At 70.1% G+C, this 26,071-nt stretch carries 23 protein-coding genes and 1 pseudogene; 13 read left to right on the plus strand and 11 right to left on the minus strand.

Going from position 1 to position 26,071, the window contains the following annotated elements; translation table 11 throughout:
* Positions 1 to 52: 52 nt before the first annotated feature.
* From ACY34J_RS17355 to ACY34J_RS17385, 7 genes are all read left to right on the plus strand, one after another.
* A complete protein-coding gene (locus tag ACY34J_RS17355; RefSeq protein ID WP_462727489.1) occupies positions 53 to 1,279 on the plus strand; it encodes an MFS transporter in 1,227 nt (408 codons plus the stop codon).
* Positions 1,230 to 2,402, plus strand: coding sequence for an acetoin utilization protein AcuC (locus tag ACY34J_RS17360; RefSeq protein WP_462727488.1), 1,173 nt, complete (start codon positions 1,230 to 1,232; stop codon positions 2,400 to 2,402). Before ACY34J_RS17355 ends, ACY34J_RS17360 begins: the two co-directional genes overlap by 50 nt.
* A 111-nt stretch (positions 2,403 to 2,513) precedes the next feature.
* Entirely contained in the window at positions 2,514 to 3,329 is an 816-nt protein-coding gene (locus ACY34J_RS17365) for a phosphatase (protein WP_462727487.1), read from the plus strand.
* Between the two features lie 127 nt (positions 3,330 to 3,456).
* The gene (locus tag ACY34J_RS17370) at positions 3,457 to 3,666 is read left to right on the plus strand and encodes a helix-turn-helix domain-containing protein (protein WP_351507891.1); all 210 of its coding nucleotides are present in this window, start codon (positions 3,457 to 3,459) and stop codon (positions 3,664 to 3,666) included.
* 113 nt (positions 3,667 to 3,779) lie between these two features.
* On the plus strand, positions 3,780 to 3,878 hold the full coding sequence (locus ACY34J_RS17375; protein ID WP_003948845.1) for a 30S ribosomal protein bS22: 99 nt from the start codon (positions 3,780 to 3,782) through the stop codon (positions 3,876 to 3,878).
* A 225-nt stretch (positions 3,879 to 4,103) separates the two neighbouring features.
* Positions 4,104 to 5,156, plus strand: coding sequence for an NAD-dependent epimerase/dehydratase family protein (locus tag ACY34J_RS17380; protein WP_462727486.1), 1,053 nt, complete (start codon positions 4,104 to 4,106; stop codon positions 5,154 to 5,156).
* A gap of 1 nt (position 5,157) precedes the next feature.
* The gene (locus tag ACY34J_RS17385; RefSeq protein ID WP_462727485.1) at positions 5,158 to 6,180 is read left to right on the plus strand and encodes a lysophospholipid acyltransferase family protein; all 1,023 of its coding nucleotides are present in this window, start codon (positions 5,158 to 5,160) and stop codon (positions 6,178 to 6,180) included.
* A 103-nt stretch (positions 6,181 to 6,283) separates the two neighbouring features.
* On the opposite strand, the gene ACY34J_RS17390 is transcribed toward ACY34J_RS17385, so the two are convergent.
* From ACY34J_RS17390 to ACY34J_RS17405, 4 genes are all read right to left on the minus strand, one after another.
* Complete coding sequence (locus ACY34J_RS17390; RefSeq protein ID WP_462727484.1) at positions 6,284 to 7,462, minus strand: DUF5667 domain-containing protein; 1,179 nt, start codon at positions 7,460 to 7,462, stop codon at positions 6,284 to 6,286.
* A gap of 254 nt (positions 7,463 to 7,716) precedes the next feature.
* Positions 7,717 to 8,595, minus strand: coding sequence for an ECF subfamily RNA polymerase sigma factor, BldN family (locus tag ACY34J_RS17395; protein ID WP_462727483.1), 879 nt, complete (start codon positions 8,593 to 8,595; stop codon positions 7,717 to 7,719).
* Positions 8,596 to 8,983: 388 nt separating this feature from the next.
* Complete coding sequence (locus ACY34J_RS17400) at positions 8,984 to 9,964, minus strand: HAD family hydrolase (protein WP_462727482.1); 981 nt, start codon at positions 9,962 to 9,964, stop codon at positions 8,984 to 8,986.
* A gap of 127 nt (positions 9,965 to 10,091) precedes the next feature.
* Complete coding sequence (locus ACY34J_RS17405) at positions 10,092 to 10,370, minus strand: glutaredoxin family protein (protein ID WP_462727481.1); 279 nt, start codon at positions 10,368 to 10,370, stop codon at positions 10,092 to 10,094.
* A gap of 309 nt (positions 10,371 to 10,679) precedes the next feature.
* On the opposite strand from ACY34J_RS17405, the gene ACY34J_RS17410 reads away from it, so the two are divergent.
* From ACY34J_RS17410 to hemB, 5 genes are read left to right on the plus strand one after another with little or no spacing between them, the layout of a single operon-like run.
* Positions 10,680 to 11,468, plus strand: coding sequence for a redox-sensing transcriptional repressor Rex (locus ACY34J_RS17410; protein WP_462727480.1), 789 nt, complete (start codon positions 10,680 to 10,682; stop codon positions 11,466 to 11,468).
* A complete protein-coding gene (locus tag ACY34J_RS17415; RefSeq protein WP_462727479.1) occupies positions 11,465 to 12,835 on the plus strand; it encodes a glutamyl-tRNA reductase in 1,371 nt (456 codons plus the stop codon). Before ACY34J_RS17410 ends, ACY34J_RS17415 begins: the two co-directional genes overlap by 4 nt.
* On the plus strand, positions 12,832 to 13,845 hold the full coding sequence (gene hemC / locus ACY34J_RS17420) for a hydroxymethylbilane synthase (protein ID WP_462727478.1): 1,014 nt from the start codon (positions 12,832 to 12,834) through the stop codon (positions 13,843 to 13,845). The genes ACY34J_RS17415 and hemC overlap by 4 nt, the downstream gene beginning before the upstream one ends.
* Positions 13,842 to 15,500 carry a bifunctional uroporphyrinogen-III C-methyltransferase/uroporphyrinogen-III synthase gene (locus tag ACY34J_RS17425; RefSeq protein ID WP_462727477.1) on the plus strand — a complete coding sequence of 553 codons (1,659 nt, stop codon included), beginning with the start codon at positions 13,842 to 13,844 and terminating at the stop codon, positions 15,498 to 15,500. Before hemC ends, ACY34J_RS17425 begins: the two co-directional genes overlap by 4 nt.
* A complete protein-coding gene (gene hemB / locus ACY34J_RS17430) occupies positions 15,497 to 16,489 on the plus strand; it encodes a porphobilinogen synthase (RefSeq protein ID WP_462727476.1) in 993 nt (330 codons plus the stop codon). The genes ACY34J_RS17425 and hemB overlap by 4 nt, the downstream gene beginning before the upstream one ends.
* Before the next feature lie 112 nt (positions 16,490 to 16,601).
* On the opposite strand, the gene ACY34J_RS17435 is transcribed toward hemB, so the two are convergent.
* Both ACY34J_RS17435 and argS read right to left on the minus strand, forming a co-directional pair.
* A complete protein-coding gene (locus ACY34J_RS17435; RefSeq protein WP_462727475.1) occupies positions 16,602 to 17,195 on the minus strand; it encodes a Uma2 family endonuclease in 594 nt (197 codons plus the stop codon).
* Positions 17,196 to 17,382: 187 nt separating this feature from the next.
* Positions 17,383 to 19,152, minus strand: coding sequence for an arginine--tRNA ligase (gene argS / locus ACY34J_RS17440; RefSeq protein ID WP_462727474.1), 1,770 nt, complete (start codon positions 19,150 to 19,152; stop codon positions 17,383 to 17,385).
* Positions 19,153 to 19,265: 113 nt separating this feature from the next.
* Between argS and lysS the strand changes: the two genes are divergently transcribed.
* The gene (gene lysS, locus ACY34J_RS17445) at positions 19,266 to 21,002 is read left to right on the plus strand and encodes a lysine--tRNA ligase (protein WP_462727473.1); all 1,737 of its coding nucleotides are present in this window, start codon (positions 19,266 to 19,268) and stop codon (positions 21,000 to 21,002) included.
* 89 nt (positions 21,003 to 21,091) lie between these two features.
* On the opposite strand, the gene ACY34J_RS17450 is transcribed toward lysS, so the two are convergent.
* The 5 genes and pseudogenes from ACY34J_RS17450 to ACY34J_RS17470 all read right to left on the minus strand — a co-directional run bounded on the left by ACY34J_RS17450 (position 21,092) and on the right by ACY34J_RS17470 (position 25,781).
* Complete coding sequence (locus ACY34J_RS17450; protein ID WP_462727472.1) at positions 21,092 to 22,468, minus strand: DUF2637 domain-containing protein; 1,377 nt, start codon at positions 22,466 to 22,468, stop codon at positions 21,092 to 21,094.
* Between the two features lie 256 nt (positions 22,469 to 22,724).
* Positions 22,725 to 23,414: a DUF3558 domain-containing protein gene (locus ACY34J_RS17455; RefSeq protein WP_462727471.1), complete on the minus strand. Its 690-nt coding sequence runs from the start codon at positions 23,412 to 23,414 to the stop codon at positions 22,725 to 22,727.
* 51 nt (positions 23,415 to 23,465) lie between these two features.
* Positions 23,466 to 24,278 (minus strand): DUF3558 domain-containing protein, encoded by an 813-nt coding sequence (locus ACY34J_RS17460; protein WP_462727470.1) that lies wholly within the window; start codon positions 24,276 to 24,278, stop codon positions 23,466 to 23,468.
* A gap of 384 nt (positions 24,279 to 24,662) precedes the next feature.
* Positions 24,663 to 24,877, minus strand: a pseudogene (locus ACY34J_RS17465) (helix-turn-helix domain-containing protein); the annotation flags it as partial.
* 145 nt (positions 24,878 to 25,022) lie between these two features.
* A complete protein-coding gene (locus ACY34J_RS17470; RefSeq protein WP_462727469.1) occupies positions 25,023 to 25,781 on the minus strand; it encodes an SDR family NAD(P)-dependent oxidoreductase in 759 nt (252 codons plus the stop codon).
* Positions 25,782 to 26,071 lie beyond the last annotated feature (290 nt).

The following is a 26,071-nucleotide window of genomic DNA, read 5'->3' on the forward strand; positions in this document are numbered from 1 at the left end:
TGCATTCCGGAGGTCTACTCAGGCGTAGCTTCGAGTCGTACGCTCCTTGGCCATGGACGCAAAGCTCCGGTACGGCCGGGCCTCGCTGGCAGCGAGCTTCTTTGCGCAGGGTGTGGTCTTCGCTCTGCTGGTGACGCGGATTCCGGCGATCCAGGACCGCTACCACCTGAGCGATGCCGTACTTCCGGTGTTCCTCGCGGCCGTGCCCGTCCTCGCCGGCGTGGGGAGCGTGGGTACCGAACACCTCGTCAAGCGGGTACAGCCCGGTGTCGTGCTCCGCTGGATCCAGCCCGTGGTCTGCCTCGCTCTGGCGGCGGTCGGGGCGGGAAGCGAAGTATGGCAACTGGCAGTGTGTCTCGGCCTGTTCGGGGTGGCCGTCGGCGGGCTCGATGCGTCGATGAACATGCTCGGGGTCAGCCTGCACCGGGCGTTCGGCCGCAGCATCATGCTCGGGTTCCACGCCGCGTACAGCTTCGGCGGCATTGTCGGAGCCTCGCTCGCCTGGTTGGGCGCCCATTGGGAGCTGCCCCTGTTGACGCTGTACGGGCCGGTGGTCGCGTTGCTCGTGCCCGCCGTACTGGCCGGCAGTCGCTGGTACGTCGACCAGGAGAAGGGGTCGACGGCCGGGGACAAGTCGGCCGCGGGGACGCAGCAGATCCCTGAGGTGGGCATGAAGTTGCTGCTGCCCCTGTGTCTGGTCATGGCCTGCGCCTATATAGGGGACTCGACCGTCTCCAACTGGAGTGCCAAGTATCTGCAGGACGTTCTCGGCAGTTCCGAACAACTCGCCACCGTCCCATACAACGTGTACATGGTGACCACGCTCCTTGGGCGAGCGGTCGGGGACCGCGGGGTGCGGCGCTTCGGGGCGGTCGCGGTGGTGCGGGGCGGAACCGTACTCGCTGCCGTCGGCTTCCTGGTGGTCGCCGGAGCGCCCGGCGCATGGGTGGGGATGCTCGGGTTCACGCTGCTGGGATTCGGTCTGTGCGTCATCGTGCCGCAGACTTTCGCGGCAGCCGGGCGGCTGTTTCCCGGGTCATCCGACACCGCCATAGCGCGGCTGAACATCTTCAACTACGTCGGGTTTCTGATCGGATCGCCGCTGGTCGGGGCGGTCGGTGATGTGCTGAGCTACCGCGGGGCGATGCTCGTGCCGATGGCGTTGGTGCTTGTGACACTGCTGTATGCCAGATCGTTCGGAGCTCGGCCCGCCCGATACGGTGATGTTCATGAGCGGCCGCGCACAGCTGATGTGGGACGAGGCAGTAACGGGCTATGACTTCGGGCCAGGGCACCCGATGGACCCGGTACGGCTGGCGCTGACCATGCGCCTGGTCGAGGCCTACGGGCTGGACCGGTCCATGAAGGTGGTGGCCGCCCAGTCCGCCGGGGACTCCACGCTGCGGCTCGTGCACCGCTCGGACTATGTGGACGCCGTACGCCGGATCTCTGCCGATCCCCTGTCCGCCGACGGCTCCTACGGGATCGGCACCGAGGACGACCCGGCCTTCGCGGGGATGCACGAGGCCTCGGCGCTGATCGCCGGGTTCTCTGTGGGCGCGGCCGAGGCGGTGTGGCGCAGCGAGGCGCTGCACGCGGTGAACTTCGCGGGCGGACTGCACCATGCGATGCCGGGCTCGGCGGCGGGGTTCTGCATCTACAACGACGCGGCGCTGGCGATCGCCCGGCTGCTGGAGCTGGGTGCGGAGCGGGTCGCGTATGTGGACGTGGATGTGCACCACGGCGACGGCGTGCAGGCGGCCTTCTGGGACGACCCGCGCGTACTGACCATTTCTCTCCATGAGCACCCCCGGACCCTTTTCCCGCAGACCGGCTGGCCTGAGGAGACGGGCGGTCCCGGAGCCGAGGGCGGCGCGGCGAACGTGGCTCTGCCGGCCGGGACGGGCGACGAGGGATGGCTGCGGGCCTTCCATGCGGTGGTGCCGGAGCTGCTGGGGGCGTTCCGGCCGCAGGTGCTGGTGACCCAGCATGGCGCGGACACCCACTTCGAGGATCCGCTCGCGCATCTGGCGGTCAGCCTGGACGCCCAGCGAGCCGTGGCCGAGGCGTGTCATGACCTGGCGCACACGTATGCGGAGGGGCGGTGGGTCGCTCTCGGCGGTGGCGGGTACGCGATCGTGGACGTCGTGCCCCGGTCGTGGACGCATCTGGTGTCGATCGTCGCGGGGCAGCCCATCCCGCCGGAGTCCGAGGTGCCGGACGAGTGGCGGCGGCAGGTGTATGCGCGGACGCGGCAGCCGGCGCCGCGCCGGATGACGGATGGCCGCCAGCCACGGTGGCGGGACTTCGTGGCTGCCGGGTACGACCCCGCCGACCGGCTGGACCAGGCGGTCCTCGCGACGCGGCGCGCGGTCTTCCCGGCGCATGGGCTGCTCCCGTAGACCGCGAGGAAACCGTTCAAGGCCGCCGCAGGTTACGCGAAGCTACGCCAACTGTGCGGTGAAATACGGTTTTACCGGCCACCAGGCACCTGGTGCGCCAGCATCGGCAGGGTGTTGAATGCTGCGCAGTTGCGTGCGCATCTGCTGTCGGCGCGCCTGGCTGGGCCCGTGGCCACGTCGCGGGAGAAGAGCCTGCGCAGCTATCGCCTGTTCGCCGCCCGTGATCCCCGCATGCTGCTCGGACTCGATCCGGAATGCTCATGGAGGCAGTCGGATCTGCTGCGGTTGATGGCCGACAGGTGTGGCGTCTCCGCCGACCCAACGCATATTTCCGGCCAGGATGTGATCGATCCCGACCGGACGATGGCTGCGCTCGACGCCTTCGCACGGCATCTGGCCGCGGCCGCCGATGCCCGGGCGCCGGTGCTGTTCGGCACCGGCCACCCCCACCCCCTCCTGGGTTTCTACGTCGCGTTGGCCGAAGCCCTCTCGGCGGCCGGGTGCCCCGTCCTCACACCCGCGCAGGGGCGGTCTGTCACGTTAACGACCCGATTCGGCGTACGTACGTACCAGCTCGGCTACGTACGAGGGGTCGCGATGGTGCGGGAACCCGGCGCGCGAGGCCAGGGGAGCGAGACCGGCGCACACACCCACTCGCCGCTACCGGTTCGGGTGGCCCTCGCCGCGGCGGCCGATTCCCGCGGCCCCCTCCCCGCACTCGTCATCGGCGACCATGGATGGGTCTGCGGAGCAGGTCAGCTGGGTATGGAGGCCATGGGTCTGGCCGACACCGACGATCCCGCGCTGTTCGTCGGCGAGGCGGAGGGGAGGGTGTCCGTGGCCGTCCCTGTTGATGACGGTCTGCGGTCCGAGTGCTACCAACCGCTCACGGACTATGTGCTCAATCGCGCATGTCTGTCACAGTAGGACCCCGATCGCAACCCTCTTCCCCACTCGCATCACACGCCCCTACCCTGGGGAGGGAGCGCACAGCGACGAAGAGTCATCGGAGGGGAAGCCGGTGCCCGTCATGTGCGGAAGGTTCAGGTGTGTCATGGCTGCTGGCGAGAGGCCTCTGAACGAGGTTCAGTTCCTGACTGTGGCAGAAGTCGCCACGGTGATGCGTGTGTCCAAGATGACCGTGTACCGCCTGGTGCACAGTGGTCATCTGCCTGCTATCCGGGTGGGGAGGTCTTTCCGCGTGCCGGAGCAGGCGGTCCACGATTACCTTCGCGAGTCCTACGTGGGGGTGGAGACCGCCTGAACGACGACCCTCGGATTACATTCCTCACTCGGCGCCCGGTAGTCTGAGCCGACGTAGGTCGTGTGGGCTCGGACGCCCCGCACCGAGTGAATCGAAGTGAGCGAGGGGTAGTCGTGGGCTCTGTTATCAAGAAGCGGCGCAAGCGGATGGCGAAGAAGAAGCACCGCAAGCTGCTCAAGCGCACTCGCGTGCAGCGTCGCAACAAGAAGTAAGCGACTGCTGAGCATGCATGCCGCCCTCCCGCCGAATGCCGGCGGGAGGGCGGCGTCGTCATTTCGGGCGCCGACCGTACGGCCGGAAAAGTAGCTCTATGCAGCTTGCGGTCACCACAGCGCAACATCCACCCGATACGGTGACCGATGGGGGATGGACGGGGGTGAGGGTCGAGGTCCCCCAGCTACCGCTGGGAGGTGCCCCCAGGAAGGAAGGCGCTGATCTTGGGCAAAGTCGTGCTCGTCACCGGTGTCGCCCGGCAGCTCGGAGGCCGCTTCGTACGTCGCATGCAACGAGAGCCCGAAGTCGACCGGGTGATCGGTGTGGACGCCGAACCGCCCGGGCACGATCTCGGCGACGCGGAGTTCGTCAAAGCCGATATCCGGCACCCCACCATCGGTAAGGTCCTCGCCGCGCACACGGTCGACACCGTCGTGCATCTGGACATCACCAGCACTCCACTGGGCACGCGCGGTAGCCGAGCGACCGTCAAGGAGACAAACGTCATCGGCACGATGCAGCTGCTCGGCGCGTGCCAGAAGGCGCCTTCGGTCGAGCGGCTCGTGATCAAGTCCAGCACCAGCGTGTACGGCTCGGCGCCGCGCGACCCCGCGGTCTTCACCGAGACCACCGCGGCCAAGTCGCTGCCCAGCGGCGGCTTCGCGAAGGACGCCATGGAGGTCGAGGGCTACGTCCGCGGCTTCGCTCGCCGGCGCCCCGACGTGGCGGTCAGCGTCCTGCGGTTCGCCAACATCCTCGGTCCGTGCGCCGACTCCCCGCTCGCCGACTACTTCTCCTTGCCCCTCCTGCCCACGGTTCTCGGCTACGATCCGCGGCTGCAGTTCGTCCACGAGGACGACGTCATCGATGTACTGTGCATCGCCTCCGCCGAGGCCCGCCGCGGCACCCTCAACAGCGGCACGTTCAACATCGCGGGTGACGGGGTACTGCTGCTGTCACAGGCTGCCCGGCGGCTGGGTCGGCCGACGGTGCCCGTACTGCTGCCGACCGTCACCTGGCTGGGGACCGCGCTGCGCGCCCTCGGCCTGTCCGACTTCTCTCCCGAACAGATCCGGCTTCTCACTCACGGCCGGGTCGTTGAGACGACGCAGATGCGCGAGACCCTTGGATTCGAGCCGAAGTTCACAACCGCGGAGACGTTCGCGGACTTCGCTCGCAGCCGCGGCCCCGGACTGATCCCGCCTGAGACCCTTGCCCGTACCGTCGAACGGCTCGCGGCGCTGGTGCCCGCGGCCCGCAGTGAGGAGCGCGCCTGACATGGCTGACGCCAAGGTCATCCCGTTCGGTGAGGAGCCCCGGTCGCGGCGCGGCAGAAACAGGCCGCCGAAGTCGGTGAGCGCCTCCGGCCGCAGGAACGGCTCGCTGACGCCCGTACCGGAGCAACTTCCCGCTGCTACGGGCACCGAGGAGCCGCAGGAGCAGCCGGCCGCTGGGAACTGGGGCGGCTGGGACCGACGGCTCGCGCACGGCTTGTCGTTTCTGCGTCGCCGGATCACCGGGGACTACGAGGTCGACGACTTCGGATACGACCAGGAGCTCACCGACCAGGTCCTGATGTCGCTGCTCCGCCCGGTGTACGAGAAGTACTTCCGGGTGGAGGTGAAGGGCATCGAGAACATCCCGGACAGTGGCGGCGCGCTCATCGTCGCCAACCACTCCGGGACGCTGCCGCTGGACGGCTTGATGCTGCAGGTCGCGGTGCACGACAACCACCCGGCGGGGCGCCATCTACGGCTGCTCGCCGCGGATCTCGTCTTCGTGCTGCCGGTCATCAATGAGCTGGCGCGCAAGGCCGGGCACACGCTGGCGTGTGCCGAGGATGCGCAGCGGCTGCTGGAGCGCGGTGAGGTGGTCGGCGTGATGCCCGAGGGCTTCAAGGGCGTCGGGAAGCCGTTCTCGGAGCGGTACAAGCTGCAGCGCTTCGGGCGCGGCGGATTTGTGTCGACGGCGCTGCGGGCCCGGGTGCCGATCGTGCCCTGCTCCATCGTCGGGGCGGAGGAGATCTACCCGATGATCGGGAACGCGAAGCTGCTGGCGCGGCTGCTGGGCTTCCCGTACTTCCCGATCACTCCGACGTTTCCCTGGCTGGGGCCGCTCGGGGTCGTACCGTTGCCGACCAAGTGGACGATTCAGTTCGGTGAGCCGATCCCGACCGACGACTATCCGGCTGAGGCGGCCGAGGATCCGATGCTGATGTTCAACCTGACCGATCAGGTGCGAGAAACGATTCAGCACACGTTGTACAAGCTGCTGGTGCAGCGGCGCTCGGTGTTCTTCTGAGTGGCGGTCTGCGGTGGTCGCTGGTGTTGGCTGGGCCCGTGGGCGGAACGGCAGCGGCGCTCGGTCCCCTCCGAGAGGACCGAGCGCCGCAGGTACTCGAGCGTTACTCCGCGTCGCCGCCGATGCCGAGGCCCGGAAGCAGGCCGGGCAGCAGCGGCGGGATGGTGACGTCCGGCTCGGGCCGCTTGTCTGCGTCGGCCGTGGAGGGAAGGACGCCGTGCGACGGTTCGATCAGATCGCCGGTACCGCCGATCAGACCGCTGTCGTGCTGCCGGGACTCCGAAGGCCGGGGCGAACCTGAGCCATGGTCCTGCCCCCTGGACGGGCTCTGCGAGGACGGCTGCGGCTGGTGGGACGATTGCCCCGACCACGACGGGCCGGTGGCGCCGGCGCTTGCCCGGGAACTCGCATCGCTCCCCGCAGTGGGCGGGAGCAGCGACTTCAGCGGACCGACCTCTTGGTCTATGGCGTCGAAGACCGAACTCACCTGGTCACTCACATCGGCGAGTTGCAGCGGCAGCCGCGAGCGCAGCTCGCGCCAACTGTCGCGGTGCGACCGGGAGAAGGACTCAAGCGCCTGGATCGGGCCCAGCGAGCCGTCGCGCTGGTACGCCGCGCTCAGCAGCCGGTGGCCCTCGGAGGCGTCGTGCCCCATGCCGGACAGGGTCTTGCGGATCTCGCTGACCGACTCGTGGTCGAGTTCGCCCGCGCGGCTTCGCTCCATGAGCCTGCGGGCTTCCTGCATCCGGGTCGACGCCTGGTCGAGGTAGATCGCACCGCGGTCGGAGTCGCCGTCCGCCATGCCGAGCTCAAGGTTTTCCATACCGCGCTTCAGCCCGTACAGCGAGTCGCCGGGCAGCGCGTTGGAGCTGGCCGCCGCCACACCGCTGAACGCGCCCGCCGCGACGCCGACCGTGAGGCCGCCTGCCGCGAGACCCTTCGACCAGCGGGAACGCGGCCGGAATGTCCGCAGCGGGCGCGCCCGGTGCGCGCCTTTCCGGGAGCGCTGCTCGGGAACCTGCGCACCGCCGGTCCCGGAGCGCTCGGCGAGCATCGCCTCCATGGCAGCCACCAGTTGGGCCCGCTGCACGGTCCTGACCTCGGGGTCCAACTGCGGCTTCGGCAGCTCGCCGAGCCCGTCCGCCAGAGCCAGCAGCCGTTCCTGCTCGGGGTCCGCCACCGGGGCTTCGGGCTGCTGGGTCGTCCGGTCCTGGGAGGCCTGGTCCTCCAGGGCCTGGGCGAAGGCGTTCGCCCGCCGGTGCGCCGATACGTTCGCGATCACGGGCGGCACCTCCTCTCGTCGTCACCTGCGACACCTGCGACTCCCCGAGTACTCGGGGCGGTTGCACACCTTGAGCGCTACCACTCGATCGAGTGAGAGGAAGCGAGCAAGGCGCGCCCACAGGGAGCCTGCAATCCCCCCAACGAGCAGCCCACCACTCGGTTACGCAGTCAGGGTGATTGAACCTGTGCGTCGTCAACCGCTCACCCTGTGTGGACGTGCATGCGCACAACAGGTGTGTTACGTGCCGTACGTCAGCGGGCGTCGTCCGGTAGGAGACGCGCCAGCGTACGTACGGCCCGGTACTGCAGAGTCTTGATCGCACCTTCGTTCTTCCCCATGACCCGGGCGGTCTCGGCCACCGACAGACCCTGGAGAAAGCGCAGGGTCACGCATTCCTGCTGCTGCGGGTTGAGCTTGCGCACGGCTTCCAGCAGGGCTGCGTTGGACAGGGACTCCAGGACCGAGTCCTCGGGGCTGCGCTCGACCTCGTTGGCGTCGAGCATCTCGCCCGTGGTGACCTCGAGACGGAACCGGCTGGATTTGAAGTGGTCGGCGACGAGGTTGCGGGCGATGGTCACAAGCCACGCCCCGAAGTCGCGGCCCTGCCAGGTGAAGGTCCCGATACGGCGCAGAGCCCGCAGAAACGTCTCGCTGGTGAGGTCCTCGGCCGTGGCCTTACCGCCTACGCGGTAGTAGATGTAGCGGTACACGGTGTCGGCGTACTGGTCGTAGAGGCGGCCGAAGGCCTCGGCCTCGCCGTCCTGGGCCCGCTCGACCAGGTCCATCATGCGACGGCTGTCGCTGTCGGCGGGGCGGCGGACGGTGCTGGGGCTGCTCCCGGCGGTGCGAGCGGAGGTGCCGGAGCCGCGGGTATGTCTGCCGGCGATCGCGGGGCTCCCGGCCAGGGCGTAGGCGGGGCTCGGGCGCGCCTCCCGGTGGTGGGCCCCCTGGTCCGGCCGGCCCAGGAGGCTGTTACCCCAGGCGGAGGGGCCGACCGGCCCGGCGGCAGGGACTAGCGCGGCGAAGGCAGGGACGGCGTACGCGGTGGGGACGATGCCGCGCAGGTGGTCGGCGACCGTTGCGCGGAGCGTAGCCAGGCCCGAGGCGTCAACCCCGACGTGTGGGTACACGGGACTCCCAGAGGCAGAGCTTCCATCACGTGCAGTGCGGAACCGTTCACCCGTCGTAGGGACGCGTGGGTACCGGTTTGCGTCTGAGGAGAATAACGCTTCGTAAAGGCGGCGCTACACCGAGTTGCTCAAATCGTCGATTCGGAACGCTCTGTTATGCGATGACGACCGAGCGGTCATCGAACGATGGATAGAAAATGATCACTTCTCTACGTGATCTGTTTGTTTCCCGGGCGTCTTGTGGCGATGCGGCGAAATTGGGACTGGCGGGAGCCGCGTGCCGATAAGAAAACGCGAATGCCCGCGCGTCGCCGGGGGTGTCGGCGACGGGCGGCGCCACGGGTGAAGGCCGTGTCAGCGGCGGTTACGCACTGTTGGTAGCGCTGCGCTACCGGCGGCGGCGCTGGAGGGCGACGGCAGCCGCGGCGCCTCCGGCCAGGGCACCGACCCCGGCCGCGGCCGGAATGCCGACCTTTGCCGCCTTCCGGCCCGTGCGGTAGTCGCGCAGCCGCCAGCCGTGCTCCCGGGCGTGCCTGCGCAGCCGGGTGTCCGGGTTGACCGCGTAGGGATGTCCGACGATCGAGAGCATCGGGATGTCGTTCGACGAATCGCTGTACGCCGCGCAGCGCGAGAGGTCCAGCCTCTCGGCCGCCGCCAGGGCCCGTACGGCTTCGGCTTTCGCGGGTCCGTGCAGCGGCTCGCCGACCAGCCGGCCGGTGTAGACGCCGTCGACGGACTCGGCGACCGTTCCGAGCGCGCCGGTCAGCCCCAGACGGCGGGCGATGATCGTGGCCGTCTCCACCGGGGCGGCGGTGACCAGCCAGACCTTCTGGCCCGCGTCGAGGTGGGCCTGGGCGAGAGCACGGGTGCCGGGCCAGATCCGCTCGGCCATGTACTCGTCGTAGATCTCCTCGCCCATCTCCATGAGTTCGCAGACGCGGTGGCCCTTGACGATGGACAGGGCGCTGTTGCGGGCGTCCTCCATATGGGCCGGGTCCTCGACGCCGGCCAGCCGGAACCAGGCCTGCTGCCAGGCGAAACGGGCCAGTTCGCGCTTGCGGAAGAACTTCCGCTTGTGCAGGCCGCGGCCGAAGTGGAAGAGCGCGGCGCCTTTCATGACGGTGTTGTCGAGGTCGAAGAAGGCGGCGGCCAGCGGGTCACCGGCGACGGGGAACTCCGGCTCGGCGGCCGGCTTGGCGCTCTCGCTCTCGAGCTGCTGCGAGGACTTACGGGCAGCCTCTGCGGCGGCCTCGCCCGCCAGCACGCTGCGTGCCGTGGCGGGGCGTCTGCGCGGGGTGAACCATCCCCATCGAAGGTGTGTCCCGAAGGGATTCCAACCGGGGAGGTTGTCGGGCGACGGGTGGGTCATGACGTGAGCATAGCCAGCTTGTTCGGTCTAACCGGAGCCGCGAGGATTCGGACGCGTGAACTTCACGCGTCCGCGCTGTTACCGGGGTGACGTACGGGCGTCGTGCGATGCGGAGCGTGTCGTGGCGTCAGGCGCCGAGCGCCTTGCGCAGCCGCTGCGGATCCACCCGCCAGAAGTCGTGCTGTTCGCCGTCGACGAGCACCACGGGGATCTGCTCCCAGTACGTGCGGTACAGCTCCTCGTCCTGCGTGATGTCCCGCTCGTCCCAGGAGGCGCCCACCTCCTCGCACACCGCGACGATCACCTTGCGGGCGTCGTCGCACAGGTGGCAGCCGGGCTTGCCGATCAGCGTGACGGTGCGGTCGGCGGGGCTCTTGCCGGGGGTGCGGCGCAGCAACGGACTCATAGCTGCATTGTGCAGCCCCCGCAGGGGTCCTGGGTTGGCCGAAAGTCGATTACCATCAGGGGGCCGATTTGGCGCGTTCGGGGGCATTGTGAATGAGGAGAGTGGCGCGTGCCCCGGCGGGCAGCTCAACGGGTGCGGACCTTCGACGGTTCCCCGGTCATGCGATCGAAGTGCGTGACGCCGGTCACTTTGGTCGGACAAAGCGGACACCATCTTTGTGCACGCGTTCACAAAGACATAGCCTGCTGTCGATGGGGTGGTTCTGGAACATGTGACCACCCGCAGCCCCGCTCTACCCGCAGGAGCACCGTGGCAACTGGCCGAACTCACCGACCGGCGACCCGAAGCCGAGGGATTCCCGAGGCCACCGTCGCCCGGCTTCCGCTGTATTTGCGCGCCCTGACCGCGCTCTCCGAACGCTCGGTACCCACGGTTTCGTCCGAGGAGCTTGCCGCCGCGGCGGGGGTCAACTCCGCGAAGCTGCGCAAGGACTTCTCCTACCTCGGCTCGTACGGCACCCGTGGTGTCGGCTACGACGTGGAGTACCTCGTCTACCAGATCTCGCGTGAGCTCGGTCTGACCCAGGACTGGCCGGTTGTGATCGTCGGTATCGGTAACCTCGGCGCCGCGCTCGCCAACTACGGGGGCTTCGCGTCCCGAGGCTTCCGGGTCGCAGCGCTGATCGACGCCGATCCGGCCATGACCGGCAAGCAGGTGGCGGGTCTGCCTGTCCGGCACAGCGACGACCTGGAGTCGATCATCAGCGGCAACGGCGTCTCCATCGGCGTCATCGCCACCCCGGCCGGTGCCGCCCAGCAGGTGTGCGACCGGCTCGTCGCCGCCGGTGTCACCAGCATTCTCAACTTCGCGCCGACCGTGCTGTCCGTGCCCGACGGCGTGGACGTACGCAAGGTCGACCTCTCCATAGAGCTGCAGATCCTGGCGTTCCACGAGCAGCGCAAGGCGGGCGAGGAGACCGCGGGTACGGGGCCCACCCCGCCGCCGGTCCGCGCCGGTGTCGAAAGCGTCGACCGAGTGGAGCGCGTCGAGAGCAGGAAGGGACCCGACGGGGACGTGCCCGCCGTGATGCCGGCATGAGTCTCCTGGTCGTCGGGCTGAGCCACCGCAGTGCACCGGTGAGCGTGCTGGAGCGGGCCGCTCTGGCCACCGGCACGCGGGCGAAGCTGCTGCAGGACGCCATGGCCGCCGAGCCCGCCACCGAGGCGGCCGTGCTGGCCACCTGCAACCGCATCGAGCTGTACGCCGACGTGGACAAGTTCCACGCCGGAGTCGCCGAGCTGTCCACGCTGCTCGCCGTACACAGCGGTGTGTGCCTGGAGGAGCTCACCCCGTACCTCTACGTCCACTACGAGGACCGGGCCGTCCACCACCTGTTCTCGGTGGCCTGCGGGCTGGACTCGATGGTCGTCGGCGAGGGCCAGATCCTCGGCCAGATAAAGGACGCCCTCGCGCTCGGCCAGGACCTGCACACCGCCGGGCGGCTGCTCAACGACCTCTTCCAGCAGGCGCTGCGCGTCGGCAAGCGCGCGCACAGCGAGACCGGCATCGACCGCGCCGGGCAGTCGCTGGTCACCTTCGGTCTCGAGCAGCTGGCCGAGGGCCGCCCCGTGGAGGAGTGGGCGGCCGGCAAGCGCGCACTGGTCATCGGAGCCGGCTCGATGTCCTCGCTGGCAGCGACCACACTCGCCCGAGCGGGAGTCGGGGAACTGGTGGTCGCCAACCGCACGCTCGAGCGGGCGGAGCGGCTGACGGCCGCGCTCGCCGAACAGACCGGTGACGGCCTGACCGCGCGCGCCGTCCCGATGGAGGAGGCCGCCGCCGAGCTGACGGCGGCGGACCTGACGATCTCCTGCACCGGCGCGACCGGGCTTGTCCTGGCCGGCGCGGACCTGGAAACGGCCGTCCGCCGTCGTACCGCCTCGGTCCAGGACGCGGAGGCGACCCCGCTGTACCTGCTCGACCTCGCCATGCCGCGGGACATCGACGCGGCCGCCCACCGCCTCGACGGTGTGCGCCTGGTGGACATCGAGACCCTTGCCGAGGCGTCCGCCGACGCGCCCATGGCCGCCGACGTCGACCAGGTCCGGAGCATCGTCTCCGCCGAGGTTGCCGCCTTCGGCGCCGCCCAGCGCGCCGCGCACATCACCCCGACCGTGGTCGCGCTGCGCACCATGGCCGCGGATGTCGTCGCCGGCGAGATCGCCCGGCTCGAGGGCCGCCTGCCCGGGCTGGACGACAAGCAGCGCGCCGAGATCACGCAGACCGTGCGCCGGGTCGTCGACAAGCTCCTGCACGCGCCCACCGTGCGGGTCAAGCAGCTCGCGGGGGAGCCCGGCGGCGCCGGATACGCGGACGCGCTGCGCGAACTCTTCGACCTCGACCCGCAGGCGGTCGCCGCCGTCAGCCGGGCCGATCTGAACGACCCCAAGCGAGGCGGGGTATGAACACCACAGCATCCACGGGCGCGCGGGACAGCAGGCCGCTGCGGCTCGGCACCCGGCGCAGCAAGCTCGCCATGGCCCAGTCCGGCCAGGTCGCCGAGGCGGTCCGGAAGGTCACCGGCCGTTCTGTCGAGCTGGTCGAGATCACCACGTACGGGGACACCTCCCGGGAGCACCTCGCCCAGATCGGCGGAAGCGGAGTCTTCGTTTCCGCGCTGCGTGATGCCCTGCTCACCGGTGAGATCGACTTCGCCGTGCACTCCCTGAAGGACCTGCCGACGGGCCAGCCCAAGGACCTGGTGCTCGCCGCGATACCGAAGCGGGAGGACCCGCGCGACGCGCTCGTCGCCCGCGACGGCCTCACCTTCGAGCAGCTGATCGCCTCCTCCTCGGAGCGCGCGGTGCGCATCGGCACCGGTTCCCCACGCCGCATGGCCCAGCTCAACGCCTGGGCCCGGTCGCTCGGCGGCCGGGTCGAGACCGTCCCGATCCGCGGCAACGTCGACACCCGCATCGGGTACGTGCGCGCCGGTGAGCTGGACGCCGTCGTGCTGGCCGCCGCCGGACTGACCCGGATCGGCCGTATCGACGAGGCCACCGAGAAGCTGCCCTTCGACGCCGTCCTGCCCGCCCCGGGCCAGGGCGCCCTCGCCATCGAGTGCACCGCGACGCACACCGTGCATGGCGCGGTACTCGCAGACCGGCTCGCCGAACTCGACGACCCGTACACCCGGGCCGCCGTGACGGCCGAGCGTTCCCTGCTCGCTGCCCTGGAGGCCGGTTGCAGTGCGCCCGTGGGCGCCCTGGCCGACCTTCTGGCCGACGGGCAGGTTGTCACCGAAATGCGCCTGCGCGGCGTTGTCGGCACCACCGACGGCACCACGCTGGTGCAGCTGTCCACCACCGGTCCCGTACCCGCGTCTCATGACGACGCTCTCGCACTCGGTCGCGAACTCGCCGCCGACATGCTTGCCAAGGGTGCGGCCGGTCTTATGGGGGAGCGAGCACTTTGAGCCCCACCACCGCAAGAGTTGATCAAGCACAGCACTCTGCTCTCGGTCACGTCACCTTCCTCGGTGCCGGACCCGGAGATCCGGGACTGCTGACGCTGCGCGCCGTGGATGCGCTGGCCCAGGCGGACGTGCTGGTCGCCGACCCGCAGGTGCTCGACGTGGTGCGTAAGCACGCGAGGGCAGGCGTGGACATCGCGCAGCCCGAGCATGACGAACCGTCAACTTCCCTGGCGACGCCCGCGCGGGGAGACACCGCCAATCTTGTCATGGCGGCCGCGCGGGGCGGCAAGCGGGTGGTGCGTGCGGTCAGTGGCGACCCCGGGCTGGACGGGAACTCCACCGGCGAGATGCTCCTGTGCGCCGCCGAGGGCATCCCGTTCGAGGTGGTGCCGGGTGTCGCTACCGCCGTGGGCGTGCCCGCGTACGCCGGTGTGCCGCTGCGCTCCGCCGAGGGCGCCGACGTGCGCTTCATCGACGCCAGGACCGCCTCCGAGCGCTGCTGGACCGAGGTCGGCGCCAGCGACGCCACCGCCGTCGTCTCCACCACGCTGGAGTCGGTGGCAGCGGCCGCGGGCGAGCTGGTGGCGGCGGGCCGCAAGCCCGACACCCCGCTGACCGTCACGGTCGCCGGTACGACCACCCGCCAGCGCACCTGGACCGCCACGCTCGGCACCATCGCCCAGGTGCTCAAGGCGGCCAAGGTGCTGCCGTCGCCGGACGGTGCGCAGCCGGTCATAGCCGTGGTTGGCGAGCACAGCGCCGCGGCGCAGCGCGACCAGCTGTCGTGGTTCGAGTCCAAGCCGCTGTTCGGCTGGAAGGTCCTGGTGCCGCGCACCAAGGAGCAGGCCGCTTCGCTCTCCGACCAGCTCCGTTCGTACGGTGCCGTGCCGCACGAGGTGCCCACCATCGCCGTTGAACCGCCGCGCACCCCGCAGCAGATGGAGCGCGCGGTCAAGGGCCTGGTCACCGGCCGCTACGAGTGGATCGCCTTCACCTCGGTGAACGCCGTGAAGGCGGTGCGCGAGAAGTTCGAGGAGTACGGGCTCGACGCCCGTGCCTTCGCCGGGATCAAGGTCGCGGCCGTGGGCGAGCAGACCGCGAAGGCCCTGGTGGACTTCGGTGTGAAGCCCGACCTCGTACCGTCCGGTGAGCAGTCGGCGGCCGGCCTGCTGGAGGACTGGCCGCCCTACGACCCGGTCTTCGACCCGATCGACCGTGTCTTCCTGCCGCGTGCCGACATCGCCACCGAGACGCTGGTGGCGGGTCTGATCGAGCTCGGGTGGGAGGTCGACGACGTGACCGCGTACCGGACCGTGCGCGCCTCGCCGCCGCCGGCCGAGACCCGCGAGGCGATCAAGGGCGGAGGCTTCGACGCCGTACTGTTCACCTCCTCCAGCACGGTGCGGAACCTCGTCGGTATCGCCGGCAAGCCGCACAATGTCACAGTCATCGCCTGTATCGGCCCGGCCACCGCCAAGACGGCGGAGGAGCACGGCCTGCGCGTGGACGTCCTGTCGCCCGAGCCGTCGGTGCACAGGCTCGCCGAGGCCCTGGCCGAGTTCGGCGCCCAGCGCCGGGCAGCCGCGATCGAGGCGGGCGAGCACGTCACCAGGCCGAGCGAGCGCCGGCCCGGATCGCGCAGGAGGCGCAGTTGAGCAGCACGTACGGTTCCTTCCCCGGGGCGCGGCCGCGGCGGCTGCGTACCACGCCCGCCATGCGGCGGATGGTCGCCGAGACCCGGCTGCACCCGGCCGAGCTGATCCTTCCCGCGTTCGTACGGGAGGGCATCGGCGAGCCGGTGCCGGTCTCCACCATGCCGGGCGTCGTGCAGCACACGCGCGACACGCTGCGGAGGGCCGCGGCCGAGGCCGTGGCGGCGGGCGTGGGCGGGATCATGCTGTTCGGGGTGCCCGAGGAGGGGAAGAAGGACGCTCTGGGCTCGCAGGGGACCGACCCGAAGGGGATCCTGCAGCTGGCGATCCGGGACGTGCGGGCCGAGGTCGGCGACGACCTGGTCATCATGTCGGACCTGTGCCTGGACGAGTTCACCGACCACGGCCACTGCGGCGTGCTCGACGACGACGGGCGGGTGGACAACGACGCGACGCTGGAGCGCTACGCCGAGATGGCGCGGGTGCAGGCGGACGCGGGCGTCCATGTGGTGGGACCCAGCGGGATGATGGACGGTCAGGTGCGGGTCATCCGCCAGTCCCTGGACGGCATCGGCCACCAGGATGTGGCGATCCTCGCCTACACCGCCAAGTACTCCTCCGCCTTCTACGGCCCTTTCCGCGAGGCGGTGGGCTCCTCGCTGAAGGGCGACCGCAAGACCTATCAGCAGGATCCGGCGAACGCCCGTGAGGCCCTGCGTGAGTTGGCGCTCGACCTCGAAGAGGGCGCCGACATGGTGATGGTCAAGCCGGCGCTGCCGTACCTGGACATCCTGCAGCGGGTCGCGGAGGCGTCGGACGTGCCGGTCGCCGCGTACCAGATCTCCGGTGAGTACGCGATGGTCGAGGCCGCCGCGGCCAACGGCTGGATCGACCGCGACCGCGCGATCATGGAGACCCTGACCGGCATCAAGCGCGCCGGTGCGAACATGATCCTCACGTACTGGGCAACGGAGGTCGCCCAGCGGCTCTGAGGAGCCTGATGGCTCGTCCGCAGGCAAGCGGTAAGCCCCGTCGGCAATGGCTGACGGGGCTTACGTGTACTTCTGCTGGGGGCCTCCGAAGCCGGAGGGCCTGTTGGCGCGGTCAGTCACGCAGAAGCGCGTCGACCTCCAGCTCGACCTTGGCGCCGATCGATTCGGGAAGGACGAAGGACTCCCCGGGGCGGTACACCGAGCGGACGCGGTACTCGCCGTCGCGGGGGTCGGTGAGGAGGATCGCCTCGTTGTGCTTACGGTCACCGATCACGTAGGCAGGGACGCCGGCGGCGGCGTAGTGATCGGGCTTGGTGTGGAGATCGGTGCGCCAGTTCGATGAGGTGATCTCGAGGACCAGGCGGAAGACCGCCGGATCGAGGCAGTTGTACTCGGTCATGTGGTCGCGGTGGTCGGCATCCACGATCGACAGATCTGGGATGGCGTAGTCATCGTCGCCGGTCGGTAGCCAGATGCCCACGGCCTGGACGACGCGTGTTTCGCCGGCATGCAGGGCGGACAACGCAAGCGTCAGGTCGGTGAGCGACACCGCGTGCGGCGGATCGGCTGGCGGCCTCACGATGAGCTGTCCTCCGAGGATCTCTGCCCGGTGCCCCGGAAGGTTCTGGAACACCATCTCAGCGATGTCAAGGAGGCTGACCGCCTCCGGTGCGGACCGGACCGGGCGCTCCGGGGCAAGCGTCATGTCGCTCCTCCTGTCTGCCTCGTTGGCCACGGGACCTCGCCTCAATCGTAGGAGTTGTCTCATTCGCCAGAATCGATTCTGCCGCTCGGAACCCGAAAAAACAGTGATCCCACTTCACGGCGCCGTAGAGCGCTGTGCCCCTCACCGCGGGCTGCGGTAAGGGGCACACTGCCATGGCGCGGACCTGTTACAGCCGCTCGGGCGTGCGGATGCCCAGCAGGGCCATTCCCTGCCGGAGGGTGCGGGCGGTGACGTCGCACAGGAACAGGCGGTTCTCGACCTGGGCCTGGCCGCCCTCCGCCTTCAGGACCGGGCACTGGTCGTAGAAGGTGGTGTACTTCGAGGCCAGCCCGTACAGGTACGCGGCCAGCTTGTGCGGCTCGTAGGTCTCGGCGACGCTCGCCAGGGTCTCGGCGAACTCGTCCAGGTGCAGGCCCAGTGCGCGCTCCGCGGGCTCCAGCGGCAGCTCCGGGTGCGCGGCCGGCCGCACGTCGCCCGCCTTGCGGAGGATCGACTGGATACGGGCGTACGCGTACTGGAGGTACACGGAGGTGTCGCCGTTGAGGGACACCATCTGGTCCAGGTCGAACTTGTAGTCCCGGGACGCCGAGGTCGACAGGTCCGCGTACTTCACCGCGCCGATGCCGACCTGGGCGCCGCGCTCGGCGATCTCCTCCTCCGTCAGGCCGAGGTTCTCGCTCTTGTCGCGGACGACCGCCACGGCCCGGTCGATGGCCTCGTCGAGCAGGTCCACCAGCCGTACGGTCTCGCCCTCACGCGTCTTGAACGGCTTGCCGTCCTTGCCCAGGACCGTGCCGAAGGCGAGCTGGACCGCCTTGACGCCGTCGCCCAGCCAGCCCGCCCGGCGGGCGGTCTCGAAGACCATCCGGAAGTGCAGGGCCTGGCGGGCGTCGACGACGTAGATCAGGCTGTCGGCCTTGAGGTTGAAGACCCGGTCGCGGATCGCCGACAGGTCGGTGGCCGCATAGCCGTAGCCGCCGTCGGACTTCTGCACGATCAGCGGGACCGGGTTGCCCTCCGGGCCCTTGATGTCGTCGAAGAACACGCACAGCGCGCCCTCCGAGCGGACGGCGACCCCCGACTCCTCCAGCAGCCGACAGGTCTCGGCGAGCATGTCGTTGTAGCCGGACTCGCCGACGACGTCCTCGTCGTGGATGTCCATGTCGAGCTTGTCGAAGACCGAGTAGAAGTAGATCTTCGACTCGTCGACGAACCGCTGCCAGAGCGCGACCGTCTCCGCGTCCCCGGCCTGCAGGTCCACCACCCGGCGGCGAGCCCGTTCCTTGAACGCCTCGTCGGAGTCGAACAGCGCGCGCGAGGCCTTGTACAGGCGGCCCAGGTTCGACATGGCCTCCTCGCCGGAGGCCTCCTCGCCCTTCTTGTGGTCCAGCTCGTGCGGGTGCTCGATCAGGTACTGGATGAGCATGCCGAACTGGGTGCCCCAGTCGCCGATGTGGTGGCGGCGGACGACCTGCTCGCCGGTGAACTCCAGGATCTTGACGACGGCGTCGCCGATGACGGCGGAGCGCAGATGGCCGACGTGCATCTCCTTCGCCACGTTCGGCTGGGCGTAGTCGATGACGGTCGTCCCCGGGCGCTCGGCGTACGGCACGCCGAGCCGGTCGTCGGCGGCGCGGGCCGCAAGGTTCTGGGTGAGCGCCCGGTCGGTGACGTTGATGTTGAGGAACCCGGGCCCGGAGACCTCCACCTCCGCCAGCACGTCATCGGCCGGCAGGCCGGCGACGACCTTGGCCGCCAGCTCGCGCGGGTTGCCCTTCAGCTTCTTCGCGAGCCCCAGCACCCCGTTGGCCTGGAAGTCCGCTCGGTCGCTTCGGCGCAGCAGCGGGTCGGCGGCACCGGCCTCCGGCAGGGCAGCCGAGAGGGCGTCCGCGACACGCTGGTGGACCGTAGCGGCAAGGGAAGGGACCGAGGCCATGGGATGGGTGCCATTCCTTGAGAGAGACAGTTACGGATTCCCGCCAGTATCCCACGGCACAGGTACCCCTCCGGGGTCTGGGAGAATGGGAGAGCCAGCTTTCGAGGAAGGATGTGCCGATCGTGGCTCAGAGCACCGAGGCCGACTGGGTCTCCCGTTTCGCGGACGAGGTCATTGCCGAGGCGGAGCGTCGCGCCCCCGGCAAACCGATCGTCTGCGCCTCGGGCCTCAGCCCCTCCGGCCCGATCCACCTCGGCAACCTGCGCGAGGTCATGACCCCGCACCTCGTCGCGGACGAGATCCGCCGCCGCGGGCATGAGGTCGTGCACATCCTGTCCTGGGACGACTACGACCGGTTCCGCAAGGTCCCGGCCGGTATCGACCCGTCCTGGGCGGAGCACATCGGCAAGCCGCTGACCTCCGTCCCGGCCCCGCCCGGCAGTGAGTACCCGAACTGGGCCGAGCACTTCAAGGCGCCGATGATCAAGGCGCTGGAGGAGCTGGGCATCGAGGTCCGGGGCATCAGCCAGACCGAGAAGTACACCTCCGGTGCCTACCGTGAGCAGATCCTGCTCGCGATGCGCGAGCGCGGGCGGATCGACGCCGTCCTCGACCGCTACCGGACCAAGGACAAGGGCGCTGCGAAGAAGCAGCAGCAGAAGGGCAAGCTCGACGAGGCCGACGCCGCGGCCGCGGAGGCCGCGGCCGAGGGCTCCGGTGCGGCCGGCGAGGACGACGGCAGCGGCACCGCGGGCTACTTCCCGTACAAGCCCTACTGCAGCGCCTGCGAGCGCGACCTGACCACGGTCACGGCGTACGACGACGAGACCACCGAGCTGACCTACACCTGCCAGTGCGGATTCACCGAGACCGTCCGGCTCTCGGAGCACAACCGCGGCAAGCTGGTGTGGAAGGTCGACTGGCCCATGCGCTGGGCGTACGAGGGCGTGATGTTCGAGCCGTCGGGCGTCGACCACCAGTCGCCCGGCTCGTCCTTCGTCGTCGGCGGCCAGATCGTGAAGGAGATCTTCGGCGGCGAGCAGCCCATCGGCCCGATGTACGCCTTCGTCGGCATCAGCGGCATGGCCAAGATGTCGTCGTCGAAGGGCGGCGTGCCGACCCCGGCCGACGCGCTGGAGATCATGGAGGCGCCGCTGCTGCGCTGGCTGTACGCGCGGCGCCGGCCGAACCAGTCCTTCAAGGTCGCCTTCGACCAGGAGATCCAGCGCACCTACGACGAGTGGGACGCGCTGAAGCGGAAGATCGCCGATGGCACGGCGCAGCCGGCAGACGTGGCCGCCTACACCCGCGCCACCAGCACCGCCGCCGGTGAGCTGCCGCGCACGCCGCGCCCGCTGCCGTACCGCACGCTCGCCTCGGTCGTCGACATCACCACCGGCCACGACGAGCAGACCCTGCGCATCCTGCGCGACCTCGACCCGAAGAACCCCGTCACGTCCCTGGACGAGGCCCGGCCGCGGCTCGACCGCGCCGAGCGGTGGATCAACACCCAGGTCCCGGCCGAGCAGCGCACGCGGGTCCGGGAGGAGCCGGACACCGAGCTGCTCGCCTCGCTCGGCGACCATGAACGGGAGTCGCTGCGGCTGCTGCTGGACGGGCTCGACGACCACTGGTCGCTGGACGGGCTGACGACGCTCGTCTACGGCGTGCCGAAGATCCAGGCCGGGCTGACGCCCGACGCCAAGCCGACGCCGGAGCTGAAGATCGCGCAGCGGTCGTTCTTCGCGCTGCTGTACCACCTGCTGGTCGGGCGGGACACCGGGCCGCGGCTGCCCACGCTGCTGCTCGCGGTCGGGGCGGACCGGGTGCGCAAGCTGCTGGGCGCCTAGTCCGTACGGCCGCACAGGGCGCTGTACGAAGGGCCGCCACCCTGGGGGATGGCGGCCCTTCGGGCGTTGTCCGGATCAGCTGGTACCGATCAGGGGGTGTGCTCGCTCTGCATCTCCATGCGGAGCCGGGCGCGGAACTCGCGGGTGTAGCGCAGCAGGTAGTTCTCGCTCAGCGGGCCTCCGCTGCGGCCTGTGACGCCGTAGTGGTCCAGCAGATAGCGGGCGAAGCGCCGGGAGTCGGGGAAGTCGCCGTACTCGGCCACGTAGCGGCGGTACGCCTCGAAGTACGCCTCGTCGCGCGGCACGTCGTCCGGCAGCCCCGCGACCGGGCCCTCCGCTTCGGAGTCGGGGTCGGACTCCGCGGCGGGAGCGGGCTCGGCGGGCAGGTCCGGCCCGGGTGCGGCTGCCCGCTGCTGCGGTACGTACGGGCCGGCGGCGGCCGCGTAACCGTTGAGCTGTGCGTTGCCCAGGGCACGCACACGCCCGGGCGAGACGGGCACCGTCACCTGCGGGGAGCTCGGGGCTTCCGTTGCGTATGCCGCGGCCGCCTGCCCCGAGGGCGAGGGCTGCTCATGGGCGCTCGGATGTTCCACGGCGCCCTGGCCGGCGTAGGCGTCGCCGCCCGTGGGCAGCTCTTCCGGATGCGGCCTGCCGCCGTCCGCCACGTCACCGCCGCCGGTCTGCCCGGTGTCGGCACCCGGCTGCGGTTGCCCGGCGGGCAGCGCGGCCCGCTCGCCGCGGCTGGGCGGGGCCTGGACGGCTCCGGCAGCGGGGCCCGGCGGGATGAGGGCCGGTTCGATGCCGGCGGCTGCCAGACCGGCCGGTCCCGTCTCCGACAGCGGCACCCCGTAGCGCGCCAGCCGCAGCGGCATCAGCGACTCCACCGGCGCCTTGCGGCGCCAGGAGCGCCCGTAGCGGGCGCGCAGCCGGGCCTGGTAGACCAAGCGGTCCTGCTCCAGCTTGATGACCTCGTCGTAGGACCGCAGCTCCCACAGCTTCATCCGTCGCCAGAGCCGGAAGGTGGAGGGGAAGGCGAGCAGCCAGCGGGCCACGCGGACCGACTCCATGTGCCGGTCGGCGGTGATGTCGGCGATCCGGCCGATCGCGTGCCGGGCGGCTTCCACGGCGACCACGAAGAGGACCGGGATCACGGCGTGCATGCCGACGCCCAGCGGGTCCGGCCAGGCCGCCGCGCCGTTGAAGGCGATCGTCGCGACGGTCAGCAGCCAGGCGGCCTGCCGCAACAGCGGGAAGGGGATCCGGATCCAGGTCAGCAGCAGATCCAGGGCCAGCAGGACGACGATCCCGGCGTCGATGCCGATGGGGAAGAACAGGGAGAAGGTGCCAAAGCCCTTTCTCTCGGCGAGTTCGCGCACGGCGGCGTACGAACCGGCGAAGCCGATCGCGGCGATCACCATCGCCCCCGCGACGACCACGCCGATGAGTATTCGGTGCGTGCGTGTCATCTGCACTGGTGGCCACCTCGCAAGGTTGACGGGGCGAGCCCACGGCGGGTTCGGCGGGGGTACGGCCCGTGGCGGAGCCGCTGGCAGGCTCGGCCTCCCCCGGGAGAGTGCAGTGTCGCGGCCACCCGCGAACCCCTTCCACCGTCGGCAACTGGCGCCGCACAGCCTGGCACACCCATACGGGCGCCGGTGCCCGGGTCCGCCATCGGACCCGGGCACCGGTGAAAGAATCAGGGGCTCAAGGAGCTCCGGGAGCTCACTTGTTCGCCTTGGCAACAGCGGCGACGACCTGCTTCGTCGCAGCCGCGGCGTCCTTCAGCAGCTTGTCGGGGTCGGGGGACTTCGCGTCCTCGTACCCGGCGCCGTTGTAGTTGAGCGTGATGACGACATTGGCCGTACGCGCCACGACCGTCTGGTTCTTGTAGAGGTCGCCGCCCTTCTTCAGGTCGTAGCGCACGGTGGTCGCCTCGTCGCCGATGCCGGCGCCCGGGCCGGACTTGAGGCTCTTGGCGCCCTTTGTCGACTTCACACTGGTGACCTGCTTGCCGTAGTAGTCGTGGGCGCGCTCCTCGCCACTGCCGAGGGTGGGGTCGGACTCGAAGCGCTGGAGCGAGACGTCCAGCCAGCGGTACTGGAAGCCGTTGAGGCCGTTCCAGGAGCAGCTGGTGCGGAGGGCGGCGTTGCTGGACGTGCCGGTGGTGCCGGAGGTGTTCTTCGCCTTCGGCACGAGCTTCGTGACGGTGTCCTTCGGCAGCGTCGAGCAGGACCGCGGCAGGTCGGCGAACTTCGCGGCTGCCACGGTCGGCGAGGCGCTCGGCTTCGCGGGCTTCGACGCGGCGTCGTCCGTTGCGGAGCCGCCGGACTTGGAGGAGCAGCCGGCGACGAGCATCACTGGTACGACGGCTGCGCATGCGAGGAGGCGGGTATGTCGGGTTGGTGAATGCATGGTTCCTTCGCTCATTCGTCGTCCTTGGTCGGCCATGGGGCCTTCGCCAGATTATTCGCTCAGGTGTCCGGCCAGTTCGTGGGCCAGTCGCTGGGCCTTGTTCTGCAGGTCCTGGCTGAGGGGGAGGGCCGACTGGTCGGCCGTCGTCGACCACGCGTCGTACTCGACGGTGACGATGACGTTCGACGACCGGAAGACAAGCGTGATGTCGCGGTGCACGCCCGAGTCTCCGGTGACGAGGCGGTCGTCGAGGAATGCGGCGTCGCCGAGACCGTCGAGTGAGCGAGGGGAAGTGTTGAGGTCCTTGCTTTTCGTGGTGCCGGACGACTCGAACGGCGACACTTCCTCATGGTCCTTGTCACCTTTGCCCTTGCCGGGCGAGGACGCGGACGCGGTGTTGCTGGGGGAGGCGGAGGGTATGTCCGCGGCGGCCGCCTTCCGCCCGTACAGCTGCTGGGCGCGGTCGTCATCGCTGACGGCGGGGTCGTACGACACCACGCGCTCGAAGTCGATGTTGAGGTGGCGGGTGCCCTGCGGTGACTCGGCCGTCCAGCGGCAGCCGACACGGCGGTCGGTGTCGTAGGTGATCGCGGACTGGCCCTTGTACCCCTCTTCTTGCTGCTGCTTGTCGAGGGAGTCCAGGCCGGGCAGCAGCGACTGCAGGGTGGCATGGCCCATGGCGCCGCACGGCTCGGGGAGGGTCCGGTATTTACCGGGCTCGGCCGACTGCTGGGTGGCGGAGGGGTCACCGGCCTTGGAGTCGCCTGCGCTGCTGCCGCCAGGACTGTCGGTGCAGCCGCTGAGGACCGCGCTGAGCAGGGCGGCCGCGAGCGCGGCACATGGGAGGTAACCCCTTCGCTGCACGGTCCCCGGCTCCCTTCGGACGAATATCTGGTTGCCGCCGGTCGGCGGCCGCCGGAAACAATGTGTATCGCACGCGCTGCCGCGCCCGCCGGTTCACTGTCCCGAATCGGGTGACTGGTCCAGCTTTTGCGTTTTCTGTCTTATCGGGGGATCGGGCAACTGATGTCGTATACCGAAGTGCCCGGCGCACGGGTGCCTATTCGGATGTGGACGGACCCGGCGGCGGTCGAGGGCGCGGCGATGCAGCAGCTCCGGAACGTCGCGACACTGCCGTGGATGTCGCGCTGCGACCGGTCGTGACCTTGATCGCGCACGCGCGCGATCAACACCCCCCACTGACAGCCGCGCGCTTTCGACCGGTCGATGCGCCCCTACGCGCGAGTGGCGCGTCGCTGTGCGCTCGGCGTAGACGATGCTCCGCAGCGTCGAGCGGGCGATCGGGTGATTGCGTACGAGCTGCGGGGCGATCCGCTCGGCGGTCTCCAACTCGGCGAGCGCCTTGTCTCGGTTGCCGTCCCACAGCCACGCCCGGGCGAGGTCCATGTGAGGTGTCCCCGCCGGGAGTTGGGGAGTGCGGCGACCAACTCGGGGCTCGTACGGTGGGTGAAGGCTCGCAAGTGCTCCTCGAGCCGGTCCAGCAGGGCCCGTTCACCGCCATCGGCACGATCCGCAGATATCACGTTCAGGATCCAAGCAACGCATCGGGCGGCCTGCCACCGAATTGACCCCCGCCGGTCCGGTGGGTCAGATCTCGCGGTGCACCTTGGTGTTGGAGGCCTGGGCGCGGGGCCGGACCACCAGGAGGTCGATGTTGACGTGGGAGGGGCGGGTGACCGCCCAGGCGATGGTGTCCGCCACGTCGTCGGCGGTCAGCGGCTCGGCGACGCCCGCGTAGACCGCGGCCGCCTTCTCCTGGTCGCCGCGGAACCGGGTCACCGCGAACTCGTCGGTCTTGACCATGCCGGGGGCGATCTCGATGACGCGGACCGGGTCGCCGCACAGCTCCAGGCGCAGGGTCTCGGCGATGGTGCGCGCCGCGTGCTTGGCCGCCACGTAACCGCCGCCGCCCTCGTACGGTGCATGGGCCGCGGTGGAGGAGACGATCACGACCGTGCCGTCCCCGGAGGCGGTGAGGGCCGGGAGCAGCGCCTGGGTGGCGTGCAGCACGCCGAGCACGTTGACCTCGTACATCGTGCGCCAGTCGGCCGGGTCGGCGGTGGCGACGGGGTCGGCCCCGAGGGCCCCGCCCGCGTTGTTCACCAGGACATCGCAGCGGTCGAGGGTGGCGGCGAAGGCGTCTACGGCGGCGCGGTCGGTGACGTCCAGGGCGTACGGGACGGCTTCGTGGCCCGCTGCCGTCAGCTCGGCGGCCAGGGCCTCGATCCGGTCCTTGCGGCGTGCCGTGAGCACCACGCGGTAGCCGGCCGAGGCCAGTCGCCGGGCGGTCGCGGCGCCGATCCCGCTGCTCGCGCCGGTGACGACTGCGGTACGGGAGGTGGTCATGTGCTCTCCTCGGGGCGGCTTGGTGATCCGTACCGCAGCATAGGCGGACATCAGTGCTGTCGCGGCAGGTACATGATCACCGGTCGTCGGCTCCGGGCCTGCGGGTGAGCGCGGCGCTCAGGGCTCCGCGCTCGGTCGTCGGCTCGGGGCCGGCGGGTGGGCGCGGTGCTCAGGGCTCCGCGCGCCGGGCGAGACCGCCAGGCGACGCAGCCGTCGGGGGCAGGCGGCAGGGTGCGGCGGCCGCCGGGTCCGGGTCGACCCGACGATCCAGCGCTCTCTCACCGCGGAGG

The sequence above is a fragment of the Streptomyces sp. HSS9-12 genome (assembly GCF_054963655.1).

Coding starts and splice junctions, on each gene's coding strand:
- ACY34J_RS17470 (WP_462727469.1), bottom strand. CDS start 25,781: ATGACCACCTCCCGTACCGCAGTCGTCACCGGCGCGAGCAGCGGGATC.
- ACY34J_RS17370 (WP_351507891.1), top strand. CDS start 3,457: ATGGCTGCTGGCGAGAGGCCTCTGAACGAGGTTCAGTTCCTGACTGTG.
- ACY34J_RS17355 (WP_462727489.1), top strand. CDS start 53: ATGGACGCAAAGCTCCGGTACGGCCGGGCCTCGCTGGCAGCGAGCTTC.
- ACY34J_RS17405 (WP_462727481.1), bottom strand. CDS start 10,370: ATGAGTCCGTTGCTGCGCCGCACCCCCGGCAAGAGCCCCGCCGACCGC.
- argS (WP_462727474.1), bottom strand. CDS start 19,152: ATGGCCTCGGTCCCTTCCCTTGCCGCTACGGTCCACCAGCGTGTCGCG.
- ACY34J_RS17385 (WP_462727485.1), top strand. CDS start 5,158: ATGGCTGACGCCAAGGTCATCCCGTTCGGTGAGGAGCCCCGGTCGCGG.
- ACY34J_RS17450 (WP_462727472.1), bottom strand. CDS start 22,468: ATGACACGCACGCACCGAATACTCATCGGCGTGGTCGTCGCGGGGGCG.
- hemC (WP_462727478.1), top strand. CDS start 12,832: ATGAACACCACAGCATCCACGGGCGCGCGGGACAGCAGGCCGCTGCGG.
- ACY34J_RS17360 (WP_462727488.1), top strand. CDS start 1,230: ATGAGCGGCCGCGCACAGCTGATGTGGGACGAGGCAGTAACGGGCTAT.
- ACY34J_RS17415 (WP_462727479.1), top strand. CDS start 11,465: ATGAGTCTCCTGGTCGTCGGGCTGAGCCACCGCAGTGCACCGGTGAGC.
- ACY34J_RS17455 (WP_462727471.1), bottom strand. CDS start 23,414: ATGCATTCACCAACCCGACATACCCGCCTCCTCGCATGCGCAGCCGTC.
- ACY34J_RS17435 (WP_462727475.1), bottom strand. CDS start 17,195: ATGACGCTTGCCCCGGAGCGCCCGGTCCGGTCCGCACCGGAGGCGGTC.
- ACY34J_RS17400 (WP_462727482.1), bottom strand. CDS start 9,964: ATGACCCACCCGTCGCCCGACAACCTCCCCGGTTGGAATCCCTTCGGG.